29 protein-coding genes are annotated in these 20,965 nt (G+C 66.1%); 28 read left to right on the top strand and 1 reads right to left on the bottom strand.

The genetic code is table 11. The features are described 5' to 3' along the window. From rpsQ to ACYU8W_RS11020, 28 genes are all read left to right on the top strand, one after another. Nucleotides 1–306, top strand: coding sequence for a 30S ribosomal protein S17 (gene rpsQ, locus ACYU8W_RS11155; protein ID WP_499469076.1), 306 nt, complete (start codon nucleotides 1–3; stop codon nucleotides 304–306). Between the two features lie 251 nt (nucleotides 307–557). Further along, nucleotides 558–926 (top strand): 50S ribosomal protein L14, encoded by a 369-nt coding sequence (rplN, locus tag ACYU8W_RS11150; RefSeq protein ID WP_129626083.1) that lies wholly within the window; start codon nucleotides 558–560, stop codon nucleotides 924–926. A 3-nt stretch (nucleotides 927–929) separates the two neighbouring features. After that, nucleotides 930–1,271: a 50S ribosomal protein L24 gene (gene rplX, locus ACYU8W_RS11145; protein WP_211345133.1), complete on the top strand. Its 342-nt coding sequence runs from the start codon at nucleotides 930–932 to the stop codon at nucleotides 1,269–1,271. After that, nucleotides 1,271–1,843 (top strand): 50S ribosomal protein L5, encoded by a 573-nt coding sequence (rplE, locus tag ACYU8W_RS11140; protein ID WP_499469073.1) that lies wholly within the window; start codon nucleotides 1,271–1,273, stop codon nucleotides 1,841–1,843. The genes rplX and rplE overlap by 1 nt, the downstream gene beginning before the upstream one ends. A gap of 1 nt (nucleotide 1,844) precedes the next feature. Then, entirely contained in the window at nucleotides 1,845–2,030 is a 186-nt protein-coding gene (locus ACYU8W_RS11135; RefSeq protein WP_115923839.1) for a type Z 30S ribosomal protein S14, read from the top strand. A 118-nt stretch (nucleotides 2,031–2,148) separates the two neighbouring features. Next, entirely contained in the window at nucleotides 2,149–2,547 is a 399-nt protein-coding gene (rpsH, locus tag ACYU8W_RS11130) for a 30S ribosomal protein S8 (RefSeq protein ID WP_129626087.1), read from the top strand. A 25-nt stretch (nucleotides 2,548–2,572) separates the two neighbouring features. Beyond that, a complete protein-coding gene (gene rplF, locus ACYU8W_RS11125; RefSeq protein ID WP_129626089.1) occupies nucleotides 2,573–3,112 on the top strand; it encodes a 50S ribosomal protein L6 in 540 nt (179 codons plus the stop codon). A 3-nt stretch (nucleotides 3,113–3,115) separates the two neighbouring features. Then, complete coding sequence (gene rplR, locus ACYU8W_RS11120) at nucleotides 3,116–3,496, top strand: 50S ribosomal protein L18 (RefSeq protein WP_141927695.1); 381 nt, start codon at nucleotides 3,116–3,118, stop codon at nucleotides 3,494–3,496. Between the two features lie 37 nt (nucleotides 3,497–3,533). Continuing rightward, a complete protein-coding gene (gene rpsE / locus ACYU8W_RS11115) occupies nucleotides 3,534–4,232 on the top strand; it encodes a 30S ribosomal protein S5 (protein WP_129626092.1) in 699 nt (232 codons plus the stop codon). Continuing rightward, nucleotides 4,232–4,414, top strand: coding sequence for a 50S ribosomal protein L30 (rpmD, locus tag ACYU8W_RS11110; RefSeq protein ID WP_129626094.1), 183 nt, complete (start codon nucleotides 4,232–4,234; stop codon nucleotides 4,412–4,414). The genes rpsE and rpmD overlap by 1 nt, the downstream gene beginning before the upstream one ends. Then, nucleotides 4,414–4,878 (top strand): 50S ribosomal protein L15, encoded by a 465-nt coding sequence (gene rplO / locus ACYU8W_RS11105; RefSeq protein WP_129626096.1) that lies wholly within the window; start codon nucleotides 4,414–4,416, stop codon nucleotides 4,876–4,878. The genes rpmD and rplO overlap by 1 nt, the downstream gene beginning before the upstream one ends. 201 nt (nucleotides 4,879–5,079) lie before the next feature. Next, complete coding sequence (gene secY / locus ACYU8W_RS11100) at nucleotides 5,080–6,387, top strand: preprotein translocase subunit SecY (protein ID WP_499469069.1); 1,308 nt, start codon at nucleotides 5,080–5,082, stop codon at nucleotides 6,385–6,387. Between the two features lie 107 nt (nucleotides 6,388–6,494). Next, complete coding sequence (locus tag ACYU8W_RS11095; RefSeq protein WP_499469067.1) at nucleotides 6,495–7,874, top strand: NAD(P)/FAD-dependent oxidoreductase; 1,380 nt, start codon at nucleotides 6,495–6,497, stop codon at nucleotides 7,872–7,874. A 129-nt stretch (nucleotides 7,875–8,003) separates the two neighbouring features. Beyond that, the gene (locus ACYU8W_RS11090; RefSeq protein WP_205744761.1) at nucleotides 8,004–8,576 is read left to right on the top strand and encodes an adenylate kinase; all 573 of its coding nucleotides are present in this window, start codon (nucleotides 8,004–8,006) and stop codon (nucleotides 8,574–8,576) included. Nucleotides 8,577–8,583: 7 nt separating this feature from the next. Beyond that, nucleotides 8,584–9,450 (top strand): type I methionyl aminopeptidase, encoded by an 867-nt coding sequence (map, locus tag ACYU8W_RS11085; RefSeq protein ID WP_499469095.1) that lies wholly within the window; start codon nucleotides 8,584–8,586, stop codon nucleotides 9,448–9,450. Nucleotides 9,451–9,723: 273 nt separating this feature from the next. Beyond that, nucleotides 9,724–10,131: a TOBE domain-containing protein gene (locus ACYU8W_RS11080; protein ID WP_499469065.1), complete on the top strand. Its 408-nt coding sequence runs from the start codon at nucleotides 9,724–9,726 to the stop codon at nucleotides 10,129–10,131. Between the two features lie 32 nt (nucleotides 10,132–10,163). After that, nucleotides 10,164–10,892: a molybdate ABC transporter substrate-binding protein gene (gene modA / locus ACYU8W_RS11075; protein ID WP_499469064.1), complete on the top strand. Its 729-nt coding sequence runs from the start codon at nucleotides 10,164–10,166 to the stop codon at nucleotides 10,890–10,892. Between the two features lie 11 nt (nucleotides 10,893–10,903). Next, entirely contained in the window at nucleotides 10,904–11,698 is a 795-nt protein-coding gene (locus ACYU8W_RS11070) for an ABC transporter permease (protein ID WP_499469062.1), read from the top strand. Between the two features lie 14 nt (nucleotides 11,699–11,712). After that, the gene (locus ACYU8W_RS11065) at nucleotides 11,713–12,756 is read left to right on the top strand and encodes a sulfate/molybdate ABC transporter ATP-binding protein (RefSeq protein WP_499469093.1); all 1,044 of its coding nucleotides are present in this window, start codon (nucleotides 11,713–11,715) and stop codon (nucleotides 12,754–12,756) included. Between the two features lie 96 nt (nucleotides 12,757–12,852). Further along, nucleotides 12,853–13,575 (top strand): hypothetical protein, encoded by a 723-nt coding sequence (locus tag ACYU8W_RS11060; protein WP_499469060.1) that lies wholly within the window; start codon nucleotides 12,853–12,855, stop codon nucleotides 13,573–13,575. A gap of 148 nt (nucleotides 13,576–13,723) precedes the next feature. Then, the gene (gene infA / locus ACYU8W_RS11055; protein WP_006946284.1) at nucleotides 13,724–13,945 is read left to right on the top strand and encodes a translation initiation factor IF-1; all 222 of its coding nucleotides are present in this window, start codon (nucleotides 13,724–13,726) and stop codon (nucleotides 13,943–13,945) included. Nucleotides 13,946–14,016: 71 nt separating this feature from the next. Next, a complete protein-coding gene (gene rpmJ / locus ACYU8W_RS11050; protein WP_019286332.1) occupies nucleotides 14,017–14,130 on the top strand; it encodes a 50S ribosomal protein L36 in 114 nt (37 codons plus the stop codon). Nucleotides 14,131–14,361: 231 nt separating this feature from the next. After that, the gene (gene rpsM, locus ACYU8W_RS11045; protein WP_129626110.1) at nucleotides 14,362–14,733 is read left to right on the top strand and encodes a 30S ribosomal protein S13; all 372 of its coding nucleotides are present in this window, start codon (nucleotides 14,362–14,364) and stop codon (nucleotides 14,731–14,733) included. 77 nt (nucleotides 14,734–14,810) lie between these two features. After that, nucleotides 14,811–15,215: a 30S ribosomal protein S11 gene (rpsK, locus tag ACYU8W_RS11040; protein WP_129626112.1), complete on the top strand. Its 405-nt coding sequence runs from the start codon at nucleotides 14,811–14,813 to the stop codon at nucleotides 15,213–15,215. Between the two features lie 29 nt (nucleotides 15,216–15,244). After that, complete coding sequence (rpsD, locus tag ACYU8W_RS11035) at nucleotides 15,245–15,853, top strand: 30S ribosomal protein S4 (RefSeq protein ID WP_129626114.1); 609 nt, start codon at nucleotides 15,245–15,247, stop codon at nucleotides 15,851–15,853. A 140-nt stretch (nucleotides 15,854–15,993) separates the two neighbouring features. Next, nucleotides 15,994–17,013, top strand: coding sequence for a DNA-directed RNA polymerase subunit alpha (locus tag ACYU8W_RS11030; protein ID WP_129626116.1), 1,020 nt, complete (start codon nucleotides 15,994–15,996; stop codon nucleotides 17,011–17,013). 42 nt (nucleotides 17,014–17,055) lie between these two features. Further along, the gene (rplQ, locus tag ACYU8W_RS11025; RefSeq protein WP_499469055.1) at nucleotides 17,056–17,589 is read left to right on the top strand and encodes a 50S ribosomal protein L17; all 534 of its coding nucleotides are present in this window, start codon (nucleotides 17,056–17,058) and stop codon (nucleotides 17,587–17,589) included. Between the two features lie 87 nt (nucleotides 17,590–17,676). Further along, nucleotides 17,677–19,212 (top strand): serine/threonine-protein kinase, encoded by a 1,536-nt coding sequence (locus ACYU8W_RS11020; RefSeq protein WP_499469053.1) that lies wholly within the window; start codon nucleotides 17,677–17,679, stop codon nucleotides 19,210–19,212. A gap of 239 nt (nucleotides 19,213–19,451) precedes the next feature. Here the strand turns inward: ACYU8W_RS11020 and ACYU8W_RS11015 are convergent, their stop codons facing one another. Beyond that, nucleotides 19,452–20,819, bottom strand: a complete 1,368-nt coding sequence (locus tag ACYU8W_RS11015) for a M1 family metallopeptidase (protein WP_499469051.1) — start codon at nucleotides 20,817–20,819, stop codon at nucleotides 19,452–19,454. Nucleotides 20,820–20,965: the final 146 nt, after the last annotated feature.

Below are 20,965 nucleotides of genomic sequence, written 5' to 3'. Positions count from 1 at the left end.
ATGGCTGAGAAGACGGAGCAGGAAACGGTGACCGACAACCTCGGACACGGTGGAGACCGTAACTACCGCAAGACCCGTCAGGGTTTCGTGGTGAGCGACAAGATGGACAAGACCGTCGTTGTCGAGGTCGAGGACCGCGTCAAGCACGCGCTCTACGGCAAGGTCATGCGCAAGACGCACCGCCTGAAGGCGCACGACGAGAACAACTCGTGTGGCGTCGGTGACCGCGTCCTGATCATGGAAACTCGTCCGCTGTCGGCGCAGAAGCGCTGGCGCGTGGTCGAGATCCTCGAAAAGGCGAAGTGATCTTCGTCGTCGTGGTGGGTGTTCAGCACCTGGCTGCGACGACGTGATTTGGAGCCGTGCGGCGACAGACCGTAGACTGGACTGTCGCCGTACGGCGCCCAAACCCTCAGCGTTCACGCAGATGCTTCCGCTCCGTGGATCCCACGGAGCGTCGACATGAGAGCGCCGAACCTGAGATGTACATGTATCCGTTCCGCAAGGCTCGGACCCGATCGGGTCTCGAGAACCGGTGAGACGACAGGAGAAGAACTGTGATCCAGCAGGAGTCGCGACTGAAGGTCGCCGACAACACCGGTGCCAAGGAAATCCTTTGCATCCGTGTGCTCGGTGGCTCTGGTCGTCGCTACGCCAGCGTCGGTGACACCATCGTGGCGACCGTCAAGGACGCCATCCCGGGTGGCAACGTCAAGAAGGGCGATGTGGTCAAGGCCGTCATCGTCCGCACCCGCAAGGAGCGCCGTCGTCCGGACGGCAGCTACATCCGCTTCGACGAGAACGCCGCGGTGATCCTCAAGAACGACGGTGACCCCCGTGGCACCCGCATCTTCGGCCCGGTGGGCCGCGAGTTGCGCGACAAGAAGTTCATGAAGATCATCTCGCTCGCACCGGAGGTGCTCTGACTCATGGCGAAGATGAAGATCAAGAAGAACGACCTGGTTCAGGTCATCAGCGGGCCCGACAAGGGCAAGCAGGGCAAGGTCATCTCGGTGAACTCCGAGACCGAGCGTGTGGTGGTCGAAGGCGTCAACCGCGTCACCAAGCACCTGCGCGCCGGCCAGCCGGGCCAGGCCAGCGGTGGCATCCAGGTCGTCGAGGCGCCGATCCACGTGTCGAACGTGATGATCGTCGACCCCGAGACCGGCAAGCCGACCCGCATCAAGACCCGTGTCGAGACCGTCGATCGCGACGGTCGCAACAAGACCGTCCGGACCCGCGTGTCCGTTCGCTCGGGTAAGGACCTGTGATGACTGAAACCGCAACCACCACCCAATCGATTCCGCGCCTCAAGCAGCGCTACAACGACGAGATCAAGCAGGCCCTGCAGAGCGAGTTCAACTTCGCGAACGTCATGCAGGTGCCCGGCGTGGTCAAGGTCGTCGTGAACATGGGTGTCGGTGACGCCGCCCGTGACAGCAAGCTGATCGAGGGTGCCATCAAGGACCTGGCCGCCATCACCGGTCAGCAGCCGGCCGTGACCAAGGCCCGCAAGTCGATCGCGCAGTTCAAGCTGCGCGAGGGTATGCCGATCGGTGCGCACACCACGCTGCGCGGCGACCGCATGTGGGAGTTCCTGGACCGCCTGGTCTCGGTTGCTCTCCCGCGTATCCGCGACTTCCGTGGCCTGTCGCCGAAGCAGTTCGACGGCAACGGCAACTACACCTTCGGTCTGAACGAGCAGTCGATGTTCCACGAGATCGACCAGGACAAGATCGACCGCGTGCGTGGCATGGACATCACCGTCGTCACCACTGCTGCCAACGACGACGAGGGTCGCGCGCTGCTGCGTCAGCTCGGCTTCCCTTTCAAGGAGAAGTGACATGGCGAAGAAGGCCCTGATCAACAAGGCGAACGCCAAGCCGAAGTTCGCGGTTCGCGCGTACACGCGCTGCAACCGGTGCGGTCGCCCGCACTCGGTGTACCGCAAGTTCGGCCTGTGCCGTATCTGCCTGCGCGAGATGGCTCACCGCGGCGAACTGCCCGGCGTCACCAAGTCCAGCTGGTGATCCGTCGCTACGGCGACGGAACGACAGCACACTCATTCATCAGTTTCAGATCTACACCGAAGGTCGGCCGCGAACAATCGCGAGCTGAAACCGCGGTGAGGGAGGGCGGGACAGCCCAATGACCATGACAGATCCGATTGCGGACATGCTGACCCGAGTCCGGAACGCCAACTCGGCGCACCACGACTCGACGTCGATGCCGTTTTCGAAGCTCAAGTCTCACATCGCCGAGATCCTCAAGTCCGAGGGATACATTGCGGACTTCCGGGTCGAAGAAGCGACCGTGGGCAAGACCTTGATCATCGACCTCAAGTACGGCCCCAACCGGGAGCGCTCCATCGCCGGCGTCCGCCGCGTGAGCAAGCCCGGTCTGCGCGTGTACGCAAAGTCCACCAACCTGCCGAAGGTTCTCGGTGGACTGGGTGTCGCGATCATTTCGACGTCGTCCGGCCTGTTGACCGACAGGCAGGCCGCTTCCAAGGGTGTAGGCGGGGAAGTCCTCGCTTACGTCTGGTAATCCGGGAACGAAGGAGGAATAAGACATGTCTCGTATTGGACGTCTTCCGGTTCCCGTGCCGAGCGGTGTCGACGTGACCATCGACGGTCAGGACGTCGCGGTGAAGGGCCCCAAGGGCTCGCTCGCCCTGACCGTTCCGTCGCCGATCACCGTCGCCAAGGGCGAGGACGGCACCGTCGAGGTGTCGCGCCCGAACGACGAGCGTGAATCGCGTTCGCGCCACGGACTGACCCGCAGCCTGATCAACAACATGGTTGTCGGCGTCACCGAGGGTTACACCAAGAAGCTCGAGATCCACGGCACCGGTTACCGCGTGACCGCGAAGGGCTCCGACCTGGAGTTCGCTCTGGGCTACAGCCACCCGATCACGGTCAAGGCTCCCGAGGGCATCACGTTCGCCGTCGAGAACCCGACCCGTTTCTCGGTCACTGGCATCGACAAGCAGCTGGTCGGCGAGGTTGCTGCGAACATCCGCAAGCTGCGCAAGCCCGACCCGTACAAGGCCAAGGGCGTGCGCTACGAGGGTGAGCACATCCGCCGCAAGGTCGGAAAGGCCGGTAAGTAAGCCATGGCAAACGCACGTATCGTCAAGCGTTCGAACAGCAAGGCTGCTGCTCGTAACCGTCGTCACTTCCGTCTGCGCAAGCGCGTCTCGGGTACGACCGCTCGTCCCCGCATGGTCGTGAACCGCAGTTCGCGTCACGTCTTCGTGCAGATCGTCGACGACACCGAGAGCAAGACCCTCGTGTCGGCGTCGACCATGGAGGCCGACCTGCGCTCGTTCGACGGTGACAAGACCGCCAAGGCGAAGAAGGTCGGCGAACTGCTGGCTGCTCGCGCCAAGGACGCCGGTATCGAGGCTGTCGTCTTCGACCGCGGCGGTAACCGGTACGCCGGTCGTGTCGCCGCCATCGCCGACGGCGCCCGCGAGGGTGGTCTGACGCTGTGATGCACATGACCAACACTGCTGAGAAGAGGAACCACTGATGGCTGGACCCCAGCGTCGAGGTGCCGCTGGCTCCGCCCAGGGCGGCCCCGAGAACAGCGACAACAACAACAACGCCAACGACCGCGGCGGCCGTGGTGGCCGAGGCGGACGTGACGGCGGTCGCGACAACCGTCGTGGCAACCAGAACGACGACCGCAACCAGTACCTGGAGCGCGTCGTCGCGATCAACCGCGTGGCCAAGGTCGTGCAGGGTGGTCGCCGGTTCAGCTTCACCGCGCTCGTCGTGGTGGGCGATGGCCAGGGCACCGTGGGTGTCGGCTACGGCAAGGCCAAGGAAGTTCCGGCCGCCATCGCCAAGGCTGTCGAGGAGGCGAAGAAGAACTTCTTCCGCGTCCCGATGATCGGTGGCACCGTGCCGCACCCGGTCCAGGGGGAGGCTGCTGCAGGCGTCGTCCTGCTGCGTCCGGCTGCTCCCGGTACCGGTGTCATCGCCGGTGGTCCGGTGCGAGCCGTCCTGGAGTGCGCCGGTGTTCACGACGTGCTGTCCAAGTCGCTCGGCTCGGACAACGCGATCAACATCGTCGGCGCCACCGTCGCGGCCCTCAAGGGCCTCGAGCGTCCCGAGGCTGTCGCGGCTCGCCGCGGTATGCCGCTGGACCACGTCGCCCCGGTCGCGCTGCAGCGCGCCATGGCCGCTGCTGCTGCGGAGAAGTCCGCTGAGAAGGCAGGTGCGTGATGGCAACGCTGAAGGTGACCCAGATCCGTTCGGATATCGGTAACAAGCCGAAGGCGCGCGAGACCCTGCGGACGTTGGGCCTCAAGCGCATCGGCCACACCGTCGAGCAGGAGGACCGCCCGGAGATCCGTGGCATGGTCCGCGCGGTGCGCCACCTGGTGACCGTTGAGGAGATTGACTGATGGCTGACAACGAGCAGAAAACGCACGCACTGAAGGTGCACCACCTGCGTCCTGCCCCCGGTGCCAAGACCGCCAAGACCCGTGTCGGTCGTGGTGAGGGCTCCAAGGGTAAGACCGCCGGACGCGGTACCAAGGGCACCGGCGCTCGGTACCAGGTGCCGGAGCGTTTCGAGGGTGGCCAGACGCCGCTGCACATGCGTCTGCCGAAGATGCGGGGCTTCAAGAACCCGTTCAAGGTGACCTATCAGGTCGTGAACCTCGACAAGATCTCGGCGCTGTTCCCCGAGGGCGGCACCGTGACGATCGACGATCTCGTGGCCAAGGGCGCGGTCCGCAAGGGCCAGCCGGTCAAGGTGCTCGGCACCGGCGAGATCTCCGTCAAGGTCGACCTGACCGTGACCAAGTTCTCGGCTTCGGCCAAGGACAAGATCGAGGCCGCCGGCGGTTCGATCACCGCAGCGTGATCGGTCGGCAGACCCGATGACTGTCGCCCCAGGCGGCGGGCCCGCAACGGCCCGATCGTCCTGGGGCACAGTCGTCTGCGGGTATTCGTTACAAGTAGAGTTCCGCTAGTTTTCCCAGGCTGCGCGCACCGGCGCGGCACATTCGACTTCGGCCGGGATCGGCCGGCTGCCGCCGCGGCGGCGCTTGCTCAGGAGGATCCTTTGCTTTCTGCCTTCGGACGGGCGTTCACAACGCCCGACCTGCGCAAGAAGATCCTGTTCACGCTGGCGATCATGGCGTTGTTCCGACTCGGCTCACACGTGCCGACGCCGGGCATCTCCTACCAGTTGCTGCAGGCCTGTCAGTCCGCGGCCAGCGGTCAGCAGAGCCTGCTGGGCCTGGCCAACCTGTTCAGCGGTGGCGCGCTGTTGCAGTTCTCGGTGTTCGCGCTCGGCATCATGCCGTACATCACCGCGAGCATCATCGTGCAGCTGTTGACGGTGGTCATCCCGCGGTTCGAGGAACTGAAGAAGGAAGGCCAGTCCGGTCAGACCAAGATGACGCAGTACACGCGTTATCTGACCATCGGCCTGGCCCTGCTGCAGTCCTCGACGCTGGTCACCGGCGCGGCGAACGCCCCCTACCGACTCATCGGCGGAACGGCCGATACCTGTTCCACCATCACCACCGACAAGAGCCTGCCGACGCTGATCATCATGGTGCTCGTGCTGACCGCCGGTACCGGTCTGGTCATGTGGCTGGGTGAGCAGGTCACCGAGCGCGGAGTCGGAAACGGTATGTCGCTGCTGATCCTGGTGGCTGTCGCTGCCGCCGTCCCCGGCTCCGTCTGGGCGATCAAGGACCAGGGCTGGGGTAAGTTCATCCTCGTCTGCCTGCTGGGTATGGCGATCACCGTGGCCGTCGTGTTCGTGGAGAACTGTCAGCGCCGTATCCCGGTGCAGTACGCCAAGCGGATGATCGGACGCCGTTCGTACGGTGGCACGTCCACCTACATCCCGCTCAAGGTCAACATGGCCAACGTGATCCCGATCATCTTCGCCAGCTCGTTGCTGTCGTTGCCGGTCATGCTCGCGACCTTCGCCGACCAGACCAAGGGCTGGGGGCTGTGGGTCAACGAACACCTGGCCCGCGGTGACCACTGGTTGTACATGGCGATCTACACGCTGTTGAACATCTTCTTCACGTTCTTCTACGTCTCGATCACCTATCAGCCCGACGACGTCGCCAACAACCTCAAGCAGGGTGGCTCCTTCATCCCGGGCGTCCGTGCCGGCTCGGCGACCGCGAAGTACATCGGCTACGTGCTGAACCGCATCACTGCGGTCGGTGCGCTCTACATCGCCGTCCTCGCGCTGATCCCGCTGGTTGCGCTGGCGCTGGTCAACGCCAACCAGAACTTCCCGTTCGGTGGCGCCTCGATCATCATCCTCGTGGGTGTCGGTCTGGAGACGGTCAAGCAGATCGACTCCAAGCTGCAGCAGCATCACTACGAAGGTTTCCTGCGATAGGTCGTCTCACGCGGGTCGACCGTTGCGCATCGCGACAGCGCGGCGTGGTGCGTAGATCACATCCCTGGACCGCTGGGTAGCCGATCGGATCCGCCTAAGCTGAGGGCATGGGTGAGCACACTGGTCGTAAGCCGCGCGTAGTCGTCCTCGGTGGTGGGTTCGGAGGTCTGTCGACCGTCCGGGCACTGCGCAAGGTCGATGTCGATGTCATCCTCATCGACCGGCACACGTACAACACTTTTCAGCCGTTGCTGTACCAGGTGGCCACCGCCACCCTGAACCCGGGCGATGTCACGTGGTTCCTGCGTGCGGTGCGCGAGCACAACCCGCGGGTCCGGTTCATCAACGGCGACGTCGAGGCAATCGACCACGACGCCCGACAGGTCAAGCTCGAGGGCGGGAAGTCCGTCGACTTCGACCACCTGGTGATCGCCACCGGCGTGACCGCGAACTTCTTCGGCATCTCCGGCGCCGATGAGCACGCACTGCCGCTCTACACCCGCGCGCAGGCGCTCGAGGTGCGTGATCGTCTGTTCACCGGGCTGGAGTACGCCGCCGCGCACCGCAAGGGCGAGGACGTCCGGGTCGTGGTGGTCGGTGGGGGAGCGACCGGTGTGGAGACCGCCGGCGCGTTGGCCGAATTGCGCAACAACGACATGCCGGTGACCTACCCCGAGCTCGAACGCACCCGCACGCACGTGACGCTGATCGAGATGGCGCCGCACCTACTGGCCGCGTTCGGGGAGAAGAGCCGCGACTACGCGCGCCGTTCGCTGGAGAAGCGTGACGTGGACCTGCGCCTCAACACCACCGTGAAGCAGGTGCGCAGCGACGGCGTCGTCGTGAACGACGGCGAGTTCATCCCGGCCGGTCTGGTCATCTGGGCCAGCGGGATCAAGGCGCCGGACGAGGTGGCGAACTGGGGCGTGCCGCAGGGGCGGGGCGGACGCATCGAGGTCGACGACCACCTGCGGGTGAAGGGACTGAAGAACGTGTTCGCGGTCGGAGACATTTCGGTCGAGGACGGCGAGCGCGCGTTGCCGCAGCTCGCGCAGCCCGCGCTCCAGGGCGGCGCGTACGTCGCCAAACTGATCCGCAACGAGATGAACGGTGAGCAGACCGCGCCGTTCGAGTACAAGGACAAGGGCATCCTGGCCACCATCGGACGCAGTTCCGCAGTGGCCGAAGCGACGAATCTGCCTCGAATGCAAGGCTTTCCGGCGTGGGTGGTGTGGACTGGAGTGCACGTGTTCACGCTCCTCGGGGTCCGCAACCGCGCTGCCGCGATGGTCAACCTCGGCTCGCGCTACCTGTTCTGGCACCGCAGCCACAATGCGATCGTCGGCGACACCCCGACCGCGCAGGCGCTGCGTCCGGAGCAGATGCAGCAGCTCATGGCAGAGGGTGACGCCTCGCCGGTGGCCATCGAGGGCGACGGTGCGCCCGCTGCACTGGCCGATCGCGGTGAAACAGGGTCGCACTCCTGAGCGGTGCCGCAGTGTCCGGCACCTGACCTGCGAGGCAGCGGGGCTGTGCCGCTCGGTAGGCTGCGCCCAGTGTTTCCATGTGTTTCCCATGGTCGAGGCAACTCGACCCTGAACTCGGAGGTTCGCTAGATGCGACTGATCATCATCGGCCCGCCCGGCGCCGGCAAAGGCACGCAGGCCGAGCGCATCACGCAGCGCCACGAGATCCCGCACATCTCGACCGGCGACATCTTCCGCGCCAACATCAAGAACGAGACCGAACTCGGCAAGCAGGTGAAGTCGATCCTGGACGCCGGTGGTTACGTATCCGACGACCTCACCAACGCCATCGTGGCCGACCGCCTGAAGCAGGACGACGCGCAGAACGGCTTTCTGCTCGACGGTTACCCGCGCACCCCGGCCCAGGTCCAGGCGCTGGACGAGATGCTCGCCGCCGAGGGCAAGAAGATCGATGCCGTCCTCGAACTCGAGGTCGACGACGAGGAACTCATCGCCCGTCTGCTCAAGCGTGCCCAGACCTCCGGCCGCACCGACGACACCGAGGACGTCATCCGCGACCGTCAGGCGATCTACGTCCGGGAGACGCAGCCGCTGACCACGCTCTACCGCGAGCGCGACCTGCTGGTCGCCGTCGACGGCGAGGGCGAGATGGACGAGGTCACCGAGCGCATCGAAGGCGCGTTGGCGAAGGTGGCGCAGTAGGCACGTGATGTTCGGACTCGGCAAGGAGAAGCTGCCGGTCAAGACGCCGGAGCAGCTGCGGCTCATGCGCAAGGCCGGCCTCGTGGTGGGGCAGTGCCTGCGGGAGGTGCGGGCCGCGGCGGTCGACGGCATCAGCACCGGCGACCTCGACGCGCTCGCCGAAGCGTTCATCCGTGCGCAGGGTGCGACGCCGTCCTTCCTGGGATACCAGGGCTTCCCGGGTTCGCTGTGCATCTCGGTGAACGAGGAAGTCGTGCACGGCATCCCGGGTGAGCGGGTCATCCGCGACGGCGACCTCGTCTCGATCGACTGCGGCGCGATCGTGCAGGGCTGGCACGGTGATTCCGCGATCAGCCTGATCGTCGGCGGATCGGGTCACGCGAGCCCCGACGACGTCGCGCTGGTCGATGCCACTCGTGATTCCATGTGGGCCGGCATCGGCGGTTTCCGCGCCGGTCGCGGCGTCTACGAACTCGGCGGCGACATCCAGGACTCCATCGAAGCCTCGCAGCAGGCGATGAACGCCGACGGGCTCGAGGTCGCGTTCGAGATCGTCGACGGTTACACCGGCCACGGCATCGGCCGTGAGATGCACATGGAGCCGACGGTCTACAACGAGCGCGTGAAGGCCAAGGGCCCGCAGGTGCGGGTCGGCGCCACCGTCGCGATCGAACCGATGGTGACGCTCGGCACCTACGAGACCCACGAGTTGGGCGACGACTGGACGGTCGTCACCGAGGACGGATCGCGTGCGGCGCACTGGGAGCACACGGTCGCGCTGACCGACGACGGTCTGTGGGTGCTCACAGCGCTGGACGGCGGGAAGGCCGAACTGGAAGCGCGCGGCCTGCCCTTCGGGCCACTCGCCGACTGACCTCGCGCCGGGACCGCTGATTTTCTCGGAAGCTTCTGTGGTCGCCTACCAGCGCATCTCACCGTGGTTTCGGCGCATACGCCCTCCTTCGTCGGGCGTATGGCTCAACCCGCGGGTGGGGTGTATGGCTCAACCAGCGGGGACGGGTGAGCCGATCTTTTTCGCTGGTTGAGCCGGGCGCCTGAGGGACGAAGGTGCACGCGCCGAAACCGCTGGCATGCTCGAAGCGACTAATGCACAGATCTCCGCAAATGAGACCTGTAGCATTCGACAATGCCGCAGATACGGATCAAGGACGCCGCTGCGTTCCTCGGGGTCAGTGATGACACGGTCCGCCGGCTGGTCGACAACGGCAGCCTCCCGGCAACGACGGACGCCAGCAATCGCAAGGTGATCGACGGACGCGTCCTCGCACAGTTCGCCAAGGAGCACCCGTCCGGCGCCATGGCCGACCCGTCGTCCGTCGGACGTTCGGCGCGCAACAGGTTCGTCGGCATCGTGACCGAGGTCGTGATGGACAAGGTGATGGCGCAGGTCGAACTGCAGTGCGGACCCTTCCGCGTCGTGTCGCTCATGTCGAGCGAGGCCGCCCGCGAACTCGGCCTCGAACCCGGTTCGGTCGCGGTCGCCGTCGTGAAGTCGACCAATGTCATCGTCGAGACCGCCGGGGGCATCTCGTGAAAATTCTCTCGGCGGTCGTTGTGTGCGTGGCAGTGGCCGCTAGTACCACCGGCTGCTCCGGCGACGAACCGGACGCGAAGGTCCTGCGGGTCTACGCGGCGGCCTCGCTGAAACAGGCCTTCACCGAGATCGGCGCGACCTTCGAGGAGAAGAACCCCGGCGTGACGGTGGAGTTCAACTTCGCCGGCTCGTCCGACCTCGCCACCCAGTTGAAACAGGGCGCGCCGGCCGACGTCTTCGCATCGGCAGATCCAGCGAACATGAAGAAGGTCGCGGACGACGGACTGCTGGCCGGCGGCTCCACGGTGTTCGCCTCGAACATCCTGCAGATCGCGGTGCCGCCGAAGAACCCGAGGAAGATCAACTCACTCGCCGACCTCACCGGGAGCGGCATCAAGGTCGTGGTCTGCGCGCCGCAGGTGCCGTGTGGTTCAGCGACCCAGAAGGTGCTGCGTGCCGCGAGCCTCACCCTGAAGCCGGTGAGCGAGGAGTCGTCGGTCACCGACGTGCTGAACAAGGTCGTCACCGGCGAGGCGGACGCCGGCCTCGTCTACCACTCCGATGTCCTGGGCGCGGCGGGCAAGGTCGAGGGCATCAACTTCGAGCAGTCGAGGGCGGCTCGCAACAAGTACCCGATCGCCGTCCTCCGCGCGAGCGAGCAGTCCGATCTGGCGAAGGCATTCATCGGTGCGGTTGCCGCGCCGAAGGGGCAGAGTGTCCTGGGGCACGCCGGCTTCCAGCAAGCGTTCCCGGTCGAGTGAGGCGCGAACCCGTGCGCACAACGCGGCGATCGGACTACACCGGCCTGCCGCGGTGGGTCTACGCACCCGCGGCCCTGGGGGCGGTGTTCGTGCTGCTGCCGCTGGTCGCGATGATTGCGAAGGTCGACTGGGCGCGTTTCCCCGCACTGGTCACCTCGGATGCGTCGCGGGACGCTCTCGCCCTCAGCCTGAGGACCTCGAGCGCCTCCACCGTCCTTTGTCTGATTCTCGGCGTCCCCATGGCAATGGTGTTGGCGCGCAACAGTTTTCCCGGACAACGTGTCGTCCGATCGCTGGTGCTCCTGCCCCTCGTACTGCCGCCGGTGGTCGGCGGTATCGCGCTGCTCTACACGTTCGGGCGACGTGGTCTGCTGGGCAGGACGCTCGACGTCCTGGGCGTACAGATCGCGTTCTCGACGACCGCAGTCGTCCTCGCCCAGACCTTCGTGGCGCTGCCCTTCCTCGTACTCAGCCTCGAAGGCACGTTGCGCAGCGTCGGTCAGCGTTACGAACAGGTGGCTGCCACACTCGGCGGCACGCCGACTTTCGTGCTCCTCCGGGTGACGCTGCCGCTGGTGCTGCCCGGGGTGCTGTCCGCAGCGGTGCTCGCGTTCGCCCGCGCGCTCGGTGAGTTCGGGGCAACCCTGACCTTCGCCGGCAGCCTGCAGGGAGTCACCCGCACCCTGCCGTTGGAGATCTACCTGCAACGTGAGTCGGACGCCGACGCCGCGGTCGCGCTGTCGTTGGTGCTGGTCGTGGTGGCGGTGCTGGTGGTCTCGCTGGCGCAGGGACGAGGCGAGCGGTGACCGGTGCGCTTTCGATGCGGGCGACGCTCGCCGCCCGTGGGCTCGATGTCGAAATCTCTTTGGCCCCAGGCGAACACGTCGCGGTGCTCGGCCCGAACGGTGCGGGCAAATCGACCGTGCTCGGCCTGGTCTCCGGGCTGCTGCGCCCCGACTCCGGGCGCGCCGAACTCGACGGACGAGTGCTGTTCGACGAACACCGCTGGGTGCCCCCTCACGCCCGAGGCGTGACCCTGCTGGCCCAAGACCCGCTGCTGTTCCCGCACCTCAGCGTGCGCGACAACGTGGCGTTCGGTCCACGTGCGTCGGGCCTCGGGGCGCGTGCCGCACGGGACATCGCGCAGGAGTTCCTGACCGAGGTCGACGCCGCCGAGTTCGCCGATCGCAAGCCGGCTCAACTGTCCGGCGGTCAGGCCCAACGGGTGGCGATCGCGCGGGCGCTCGCCGCGCGTCCGGCCCTGATGCTGCTCGACGAACCGATGGCCGCGCTCGACGTCGCTGCCGCCCCCATGTTGCGGCGGGTGTTGCGGCGTGTGCTCGAGGGGCGTTCGGCGTTGATCGTGACCCACGACGTGCTCGACGCGGTGCTGCTCGCCGATCGGGTGGTCGTCGTCGAAGGGGGCCGGATCGTCGAGGAGGGCCCGACCACGGCGGTGGTTGCTCGCCCGCGCACCCCGTTCACCGCGGGTCTCGCCGGGCTCAACCTGATCCGCGGACGGGTCACGACGGAGTCGGTGCTGGAGGACGACCACGGGGTCGAGGTGACCGGCACCCCGACCGAACCGCTGACCTCCGGGGAGCGGGGGATCGCGGTGTTCAGCCCGAACACCGTTGCGGTGCACGACGATCGGCCACACGGCAGCCCGCGCAACACCTTCCCGGTCACGATCACCGAGCTCGAACCGCGCGAGTCCTTGGTCCGCGTCCGCGCCGTCGACCGCTCGGGCGACACGCTGCTCGCCGACGTGACGGCGTCGTCGGTGGGGGAGTTGGATCTCTACCCGGGCAAGCAGGTGTTCTTCGCGGTCAAGGCGACGGCGGTCACCGTCTACCCGTCCTGAGCCGTCCGCGACCGGGCCTCAGCTGCGCCCGGGATGGGGAGGTCTACCCATCATCGACACCGTGATCGATGCGACTTCGCGTGACAGACTGGCGTCATGCAAGGCGCCCGGCTGACGATCGATTTCGCCGGCGAGATCTTCGAGGTCTCCCCGGAACGCACGTTCACCGTCGGGCGCACCGGCGACCTCGAACTGGACGACAACGGGTACCTGCACCGTCATTTCCTGGAGTTCGCGCATCGCGACGGGCTGTGGTGGATGCACAACGTCGGCAGTAGGTTGCCCGCGACCATCACCGGCGGCAGCGGCCTGATGCGCTCGACCGTCGCGCCCGGTGCCGGCGTCCCGATCGTGTTCTCGCCCTCGGTGGTCACCTTCTCCGCGGGCGCAACCACCTACGAACTCGAACTCACCACGAACACCGACATCTTCGAGTCCACGCCGCATGTCGTCGATCCCGGCCGGGGCAAGACCACGATCGCGCCGACGACCTTCACCGTCTCGCAGCTGCAGGCAATCGTCGCACTCGCCGAGCCGATGCTGAAGTACAGCGGGTCTGGTGCGTGGCAGATCCCGACCTCCGCCGACGCCGCCAAGCGACTGGGGTGGACGCAGACCAAGTTCAACCGCAAGCTCGACAACGTGTGCGACAAACTCGCGCGCGCCGGCGTCCGCGGTCTGCGCGGATCGGAGAGCGATCTTGCCGTGAACCGTCGGATGGTGCTGGTCGAGTACGCGGTCGCGACTCTGCTGATCACCGCGGACGACCTGCACCTGCTGGCCCTCGGCGAGGACACGCCCGACCGCATCGTCCGCTGAGCCCACCCGAATCCGCTCGATTTGGGCGCAGTGGGCCACCCGGCGTAAGCTGGTGCGTCGGTTCGGTATGTCTTGACGACACCCCGATCCGCAACCACAGGGCCGCCCATCCGGGGCGGAACCGTTGACCAGTGAGTATGTGGAGGATATGGCCAAGAAGGACGGTGTCATCGAGATCGAGGGCACGATCGTCGAAGCTCTCCCGAACGCAATGTTCCGGGTGGAGCTCACGAACGGTCACAAGGTGCTCGCACACATCTCGGGAAAGATGCGTCAGCACTACATCAGGATCCTCCCCGAGGACCGTGTTGTGGTCGAGCTTTCCCCGTATGACCTGACCCGCGGCCGCATCGTCTTCCGCTACCGCTGATCGCAATCGCACACCGCCGCGACCTGTCCAGTGATGGGTGAGTCGCGGCCTGATCCGAAGACAGTAGGCAGATGAAGGTCCAGCCGAGCGTCAAGAAGATCTGCGACAAGTGCAAGGTGATCCGCCGTAACGGCCGGGTCATGGTCATCTGCGAGAACGCTCGCCACAAGCAGCGCCAGGGCTGACCAAACCCGCACGAGTCGTGTCTTCGAGCAAGACGCAGACGAAAAACTGAAGATCGCCCCGTTCACCTGGACGAGGCGAACCATCGCAGCGCCCGACCCCCGTTCCTCAGCTGAGGAACAGGACGTCACCTTCGGCTCGGAGGCCGAAGACCCGCACCACTCACTCCTGAGTGAACACGGGACCGGCGACTGCACCAGACCTCCGGACGAAAAGCACAGGAGAAAGCCGACATGGCACGACTCATCGGTGTCGACCTGCCGCGCGACAAGCGCGTCGAGGTCGGCCTCACGTACATCTACGGTGTGGGCAAGACCCGCGCCGCCGAGGCGCTCGCCGCCACGGGCGTGAACCCGGACACCCGGGTTCGCGACCTCAGCGAAGAGGAACTCGTCAAGCTTCGCGACAACCTGGAGCAGTACCGCCTCGAAGGCGACCTGCGACGTGAGGTTGCCGCGGACATCCGCCGCAAGGTGGAGATCGGTTCCTACCAGGGCCTGCGCCACCGCCGTGGCCTGCCGGTCCACGGCCAGCGCACGAAGACCAACGCTCGTACTCGCAAGGGTCCGAAGAAGACGGTCGCCGGCAAGAAGAAGGCCAAGTAATCCAGGCCTTCCGGCCAGTCGGGCACGCACTCGCGTGCCAACCCATTCGCTGAAGTCTTACCCGTAGGAGAAAGTTCATGCCTCCCAAGAGCCGTACGGCTGCGGGCGCCAAGAAGGTGCGCCGCAAGGAGAAGAAGAACGTTGCCGCTGGTCACGCATACATCCGCAGCACGTTCAACAACACCATCGTTTCCATCACTGACCCCACCGGTGCAGTGATTTCGTGGGCCTCGGCCGGCCAGGTCGGTTTCAAGGGCTCGCGTAAGTCCACCCCGTACGCCGCCCAGATGGCTGCTGAGGCTGCTGCCCGCCGCGCCATGGATCACGGCATGCGCAAGGTCGACGTCTTCGTGAAGGGCCCGGGTTCGGGCCGCGAGACCGCGATCCGCTCGTTGGCCGCGGCCGGCCTCGAGGTCGGCGCGATTTCCGACGTCACCCCGCAGCCGCACAACGGTGTCCGCCAGCCCAAGCGTCGCAGCTGAGCTGACGAGAACTTCAAGGAGAAAATGACATGGCCCGTTACACCGGTCCCATCACCAAGAAGTCGCGTCGCCTCAAGACCGACCTCGTCGGCGGCGACAAGAACTTCGAGATGCGCCCCTTCCCGCCCGGCCAGCACGGCCGCGGTCGGGTGCAGGAGAAGGAATACCTGACCCAGCTGCAGGAGAAGCAGAAGGCTCGCTTCGCCTACGGCGTCATGGAGAAGCAGTTCGTCCGGTACTACAAGGAAGCGGCTCGCCGCTCCGGCAAGACCGGTGAGAACCTGCTCATCATCCTCGAGTCGCGCCTCGACAACGTGATCTACCGCGCCGGTCTGGCCCGCACCCGTCGTGCGGCCCGCCAGCTGGTCAGCCACGGTCACTTCGAGGTCAACGGCGTGCGCGTCGACGTCCCGAGCTACCGCGTGGAGCAGTACGACATCATCACCGTCCGTGAGAAGTCGCGCGAGAAGTTCCCGCTGCAGCTGGCCCGCGAGACCGTCGGCGACCGTCCGATCCCGGCGTGGATGCACGTCGTCCCGGGCAGCCTGCAGGTGCTGATCCACCAGCTGCCGACCCGCGAGCAGATCGACGTGCCGCTCACCGAGCAGCTCATCGTGGAGCTCTACTCGAAGAACTGATTCGACTTCCCGGGTTCGCTTGTCCTGCAAGCGAACCCGGGAATCGGTCGCTCTTCACGGCACAACCCTGATCCGGGGGACAGAGCCCGATCAGGTTTCGTCAGGCGTCAAATAGCGGTCGCCTGTGGAAAGGAAACAACGTGCTCATCGCACAGCGTCCCGTCCTCTCGGAGGAAGTTGTCTCCGAGAACCGCTCCCGGTTCGTCATCGAGCCGCTCGAGCCGGGCTTCGGTTACACCCTCGGCAACTCCCTTCGTCGCACCCTGCTCTCGAGCATCCCGGGTGCCTCGGTTACCAGTCTGCGCATCGACGGTGTGCAGCACGAGTTCTCCACGATCCCCGGGGTCAAGGAGGATGTCACCGAGATCATCCTGAACATCAAGGGTCTGGTCGTCTCCTCCGAGCACGACGAGCCGGTCGTCATGTACCTGCGCAAGCAGGGCCCGGGCGTCGTCACTGCGGCGGACATCGCGCCGCCGGCCGGTGTCGAGGTGCACAACCCCGACCTGGTGATCGCCACCCTGAACGACAAGGGCAAGATCGAGATGGAGCTGACCGTCGAGCGCGGTCGCGGCTACGTCTCGGCCAACCAGAACAAGTCCGCAGACCAGGAGATCGGTCGCATCCCGGTCGACTCGATCTACTCGCCGGTGCTGGCCGTCACCTACAAGGTGGAAGCCACCCGTGTCGAGCAGCGCACCGACTTCGACAAGCTGATCGTCGATGTCGAGACCAAGAACTCGATGGCTCCCCGCGACGCGATGGCGTCGGCCGGTAAGACGCTGGTCGAGCTGTTCGGCCTGGCTCGCGAGCTCAACGTCGAGGCCGAGGGCATCGACATGGGTCCGTCGGCCACCGACGCCGCGCTGGCCGCCGACATGGCACTGCCGATCGAGGACCTCGACCTCACCGTCCGCTCGTACAACTGTCTCAAGCGCGAGGGCATCCACACCGTGGGTGAGCTCGTCGGACGCAGTGAGGCCGACCTTCTCGACATCCGCAACTTCGGTACGAAGTCGATCGTCGAGGTCAAGGACAAGCTGCACGAGATGGGCCTTCAGCTCAAGGACAGCCCGCCCGGGTTCGACGCGAGCGCGATTGCCGACCGTTACGAGGACGACGCTGACGAGATCAGCTTCGCCGAGGACGAGCAGTACTGAGCCGCAACGCTTTTCGCGTAGCAAAGACCAACAGGAGAAATCATGCCTACCCCTACCAAGGGCCCCCGCATCGGTGGCGGTCCCGCGCACGAGCGGCTCATCCTCGCCAACCTGGCGCAGTCGCTGTTCGAGCACGACCGGATCACCACCACCGAGGCCAAGGCCAAGCGCCTTCGTCCGCTGGCCGAGCGTCTGATCACCTTCGCCAAGCGCGGTGACCTGCACGCCCGTCGTCGCGTGATGACCGTCATTCGTGACAAGGGTGTCGTCCACCGTCTCTTCGTCGAGATCGCGCCGGACATGACCGACCGTCAGGGTGGTTACACCCGCATTACCAAGATCGCGCCGCGCAAGGGCGACAACGCGCCGATGGCCGTCATCGAGCTCGTCCGCGAGCCCGTCAACGCCAAGCCGAAGCGCGCTGTCGTCGCCGAGGCCGAGGCTGCCACCAAGCGGTCCGCCAAGGACGCGGAGGCTGCTGACGAGGCGACCGCTCCCGCGCCCCTGGGCGACACCGAGGACGCTGCGGCCGGCGTCGAGCCGGGCGATGGCGAAAAGGTCCAGCAGGAGGACTGAGTCCTCACGCACGCGTGACCGGCGTCGTTCCCGAAAGGGAGCGGCGCCGGTTCGCATCTGCCGGGTCTGCAACTAGAGTCCTGCGTCATGGGCAGGACGCTCCGGCAGGGGGAGATCTTCGCCGGCTTTCGGGTGCAACGACGTCTGGGCGCCGGTGGCATGGGCGCGGTGTACGCGGTCGATCATCCGCGCCTTCCACGGCAGTTGGCGCTGAAGTTGCTGACGGCGGACGCCACCGACGAGGGTGCCGCTGCCCGCTTCGAGCGCGAGGCCGAGACCATCGCGCGGCTGGACCACCCGAACATCGTCGGAGTGCTCGATCGCGGCATCGAGGACGGCCACCCGTGGATCTCCATGCAACTCATCGACGGGGTGGACGCCGACAGCCTGCTGCGCAGCGACGGTCCGCTGCCGCTGGGTCGTGTGGTGCACATCGGGACGCAGATCGCCGAAGCACTGGACGCTGCACACCGCCGCGGCGTGGTGCATCGCGACGTGAAGCCTGCCAACATCATGCTTGCCCGCGCCGAGCACGGGCAGTCCGAACGTGCGCTGATCACCGACTTCGGCATCGCCCGGTTGGAACAGGCAGCGGACGTGGGCGGTGCCTCGCCCGGCGAGGATTCCACCGCGCCGGTCGACATCACCGGCAGCCTGGACGGCGTCCGGGCGACCGCGGCGTACGCGTCCCCGGAACAACTCGCCGGTGACCCGACCGACGGGCGCTCCGACCAGTACTCCCTGGCGTGCACCGTGTTCGCCCTGCTGACCGGGCATGGTCCGTACCCTGGCCCGGTGCGGACGGCGATCATGGGTCACCTGAACGCCCCGATACCTTCGGTGGACGTCGAGCGTCCCGACATTCCGAAGGCCGCGGCCGTCGCACTGCAGCGGGCGATGAGCAAGCGCGCTGCTGATCGATACGACAACTGTGCGCAGTTGATGCAGCACTTCCGGACGAGCCTGGCGGCGCCTGCCGCGCCTGCCGCGCCTGCTGCGACGAAGCGGAATCGGATGCTCCTGCCGGCCGTCGGTGTTGCTGCGCTCCTCGGGGTCGGCGGAGTCGGACTGTGGCAGGTGCTGGGGGCGGACGCGGACCAGAAACGGATGGTGATCGGCACGACCACCGCCACTCGCACGACCGTTTCGACCAGCACGAAGCCCACCGAGGACGATCTGTGGCGCAAGGGTGCTCCGGTGCTGGCCATGTGGCCGAACCTGTTCCCACAGTCACCGTCGGCCGAGGGCTACCAGAACATGCTGTGTTCGCCGAACGACGAGGAGAAGTCGTTCCGTAAGGTGCAGAGCTCGTACCGGTTCATCTGCGCGGTGCGGCAGCAGGGACCGAGCAAGCCGGTGATCGATGTCGATCTGGTGGTCTACAAGCCGGGGGACGGGCAACGCGCACAGGACGCGATGGTCGACGGCGTCCCACCGCTCCCGGTCGTCGCGCACGGCACGAAGCTGCGTACCTACCACCTCAACGATCCGGTGGCGGGCAGCTGGATCCTGGTGCGGTACACCGCTGCTGACAAGCAGGACATCCACATCCAGGTGGGCACGAAGGATGGCTCACTGAGCTACTCCGAGCTGTACGACTGGATCGCAGCCGCCCCGTTCTGAGCGCTTCCCCGTCGAGGTGGCGTGGTCTCGATCGCGGCACTCCGCTAACGCTCCGCACCTACTCGACCACCGTGATCCGCACCTACTCGACCACCGTGGGTCCGCACCTACTCGACCACCGTGGGTCCGCACCTACTCGACCACCGTGGGTCCGCACCTACTCGACCACCGTGGGTCCGCACCTACTCGACCACCGTGGGTCCGCACCTACTCGACCACCGTGGGTCCGCGCCCATCTGTCAGGCGGCCGGCGGCTCTTGGGTCGGCGTCGTCTCGCTCTCCAACCACGTGGTGATCCAGGTCTTCAGATCGACGCCGATCTTGTCACTGAAGTGCTTGATGAGGTCGTCGCGGGTGACGTTGCCGTACTTCTTGACCGACGGCCAGGTCTTCAGCGCCGCCCAGAACTTGTCGCCGTAGGCGGTGGCCATGCGGTCGTACATCACGGCCCCGCACACGTAGACGTTGGAGGCTGCGAAGTCGTCCTTGTCGTACTTGCCGGGAGGGCCGGACTGACGGCGCAGACCGGGTTCCATCGACCGGTAACCACTCATCGTCATCTCGTACGGCGCGAAGCCGGCGTGGTCCTCGTACTTCGCCTGGAGGAAGAGAGCCAGACCCTCGTTCAGCCACATGTCACGCCAGTCGACCGGGGAGATGACGTCACCGACCCACTGGTGTGCGTACTCGTGGGCGAGGGTGGGCAGGAAGTATTCGCGCTGATTCGCGGTGCTGTCACCCATCGTGTTCATCGTCTGGGTCTCCATCGCCGAATCCGACGGCACCATCAGTGAGCCGCCGGTCGCGAACGGGTAGGGCCCGAGGTACTTCTCCAGCCAGGTCAGGATCTCGGGCGACTTCTTCAGACCGTCGACGACACGCGTTCGGTCGGAGCGATCGGGGCGGTACCAGTAGAACAGCGGCAGATCGCGAGGACCCTTGTCGGTGAGCAGCGCGTACTCACCGAAGGCCACAGTGGTCAGGTAGGACGATGCCGGCTGATCGAGGTGGAACCTGCGCACGCTGGTCTCGCCGGTGACCTTCTCCGGGCCGGGGCGACCGTTGAACACGCCCTTCGTGCCCTCGTGAGCAGTGAGTGTCGCGTCGTAGAACGCCTTGTCGGCCGGCTGGTCATTGACCGGGTACCAGGTGAACGCCCCGAACGGCTCCTGCATCGTCCAGGCGGTGCCGTCGGGCGACACGGTGAAGCCGAGCCCTTCGTCCTGGTCGCTGCGTTCGGACGGTGCGGGGACGGGCGCCGGGGTGCCGGAGTAGTCGACCACGAGTTCGTGGCGGCTGCCCTTGTCGAGCGTGCCGGTCGCAATCTTGAGGACGCTGTCGCCGCGGCTCGAGGTGACCGGTTTTCCGTCGAGAGTGGTCGCGTTGACGGTGAGCGGGGAACCGAGGTCGAACTGGACGTCGGTGCGCTGCTCGGTGACCCGGAAGGTGATCTTCGCTTTGCCGCTGAGCGTCTTCGTGCTGGGCTTCCAGTCGAGCGCGAGGTCGTAGTGGAGAGTGTCGAGGTAGGGCTCACCGCGGTGCGGGTAGTAACTGTCCTCGACCGGGTTCGACTGTGCCGCAGACAGATCCGACGGCTTGTCGGGCACGGGAGGCAGGTTCGGTTCCGACGGCCGATCGCCGGACGGCGATGTGTCCGGGCCGCTCGGTTCGGACGTGCCGCTCGACGTGGGCGCCGGGGTCACCGACGTGTCGATCCCGTTGCACCCGGCAAGGAGGGACCCGGCGAGGGCGA

The organism is Yimella radicis, assembly GCF_054778255.1.
Note: the sequence above shows the minus strand (reverse complement) of the source record. Positions and strands in the feature narration are given on the sequence as shown.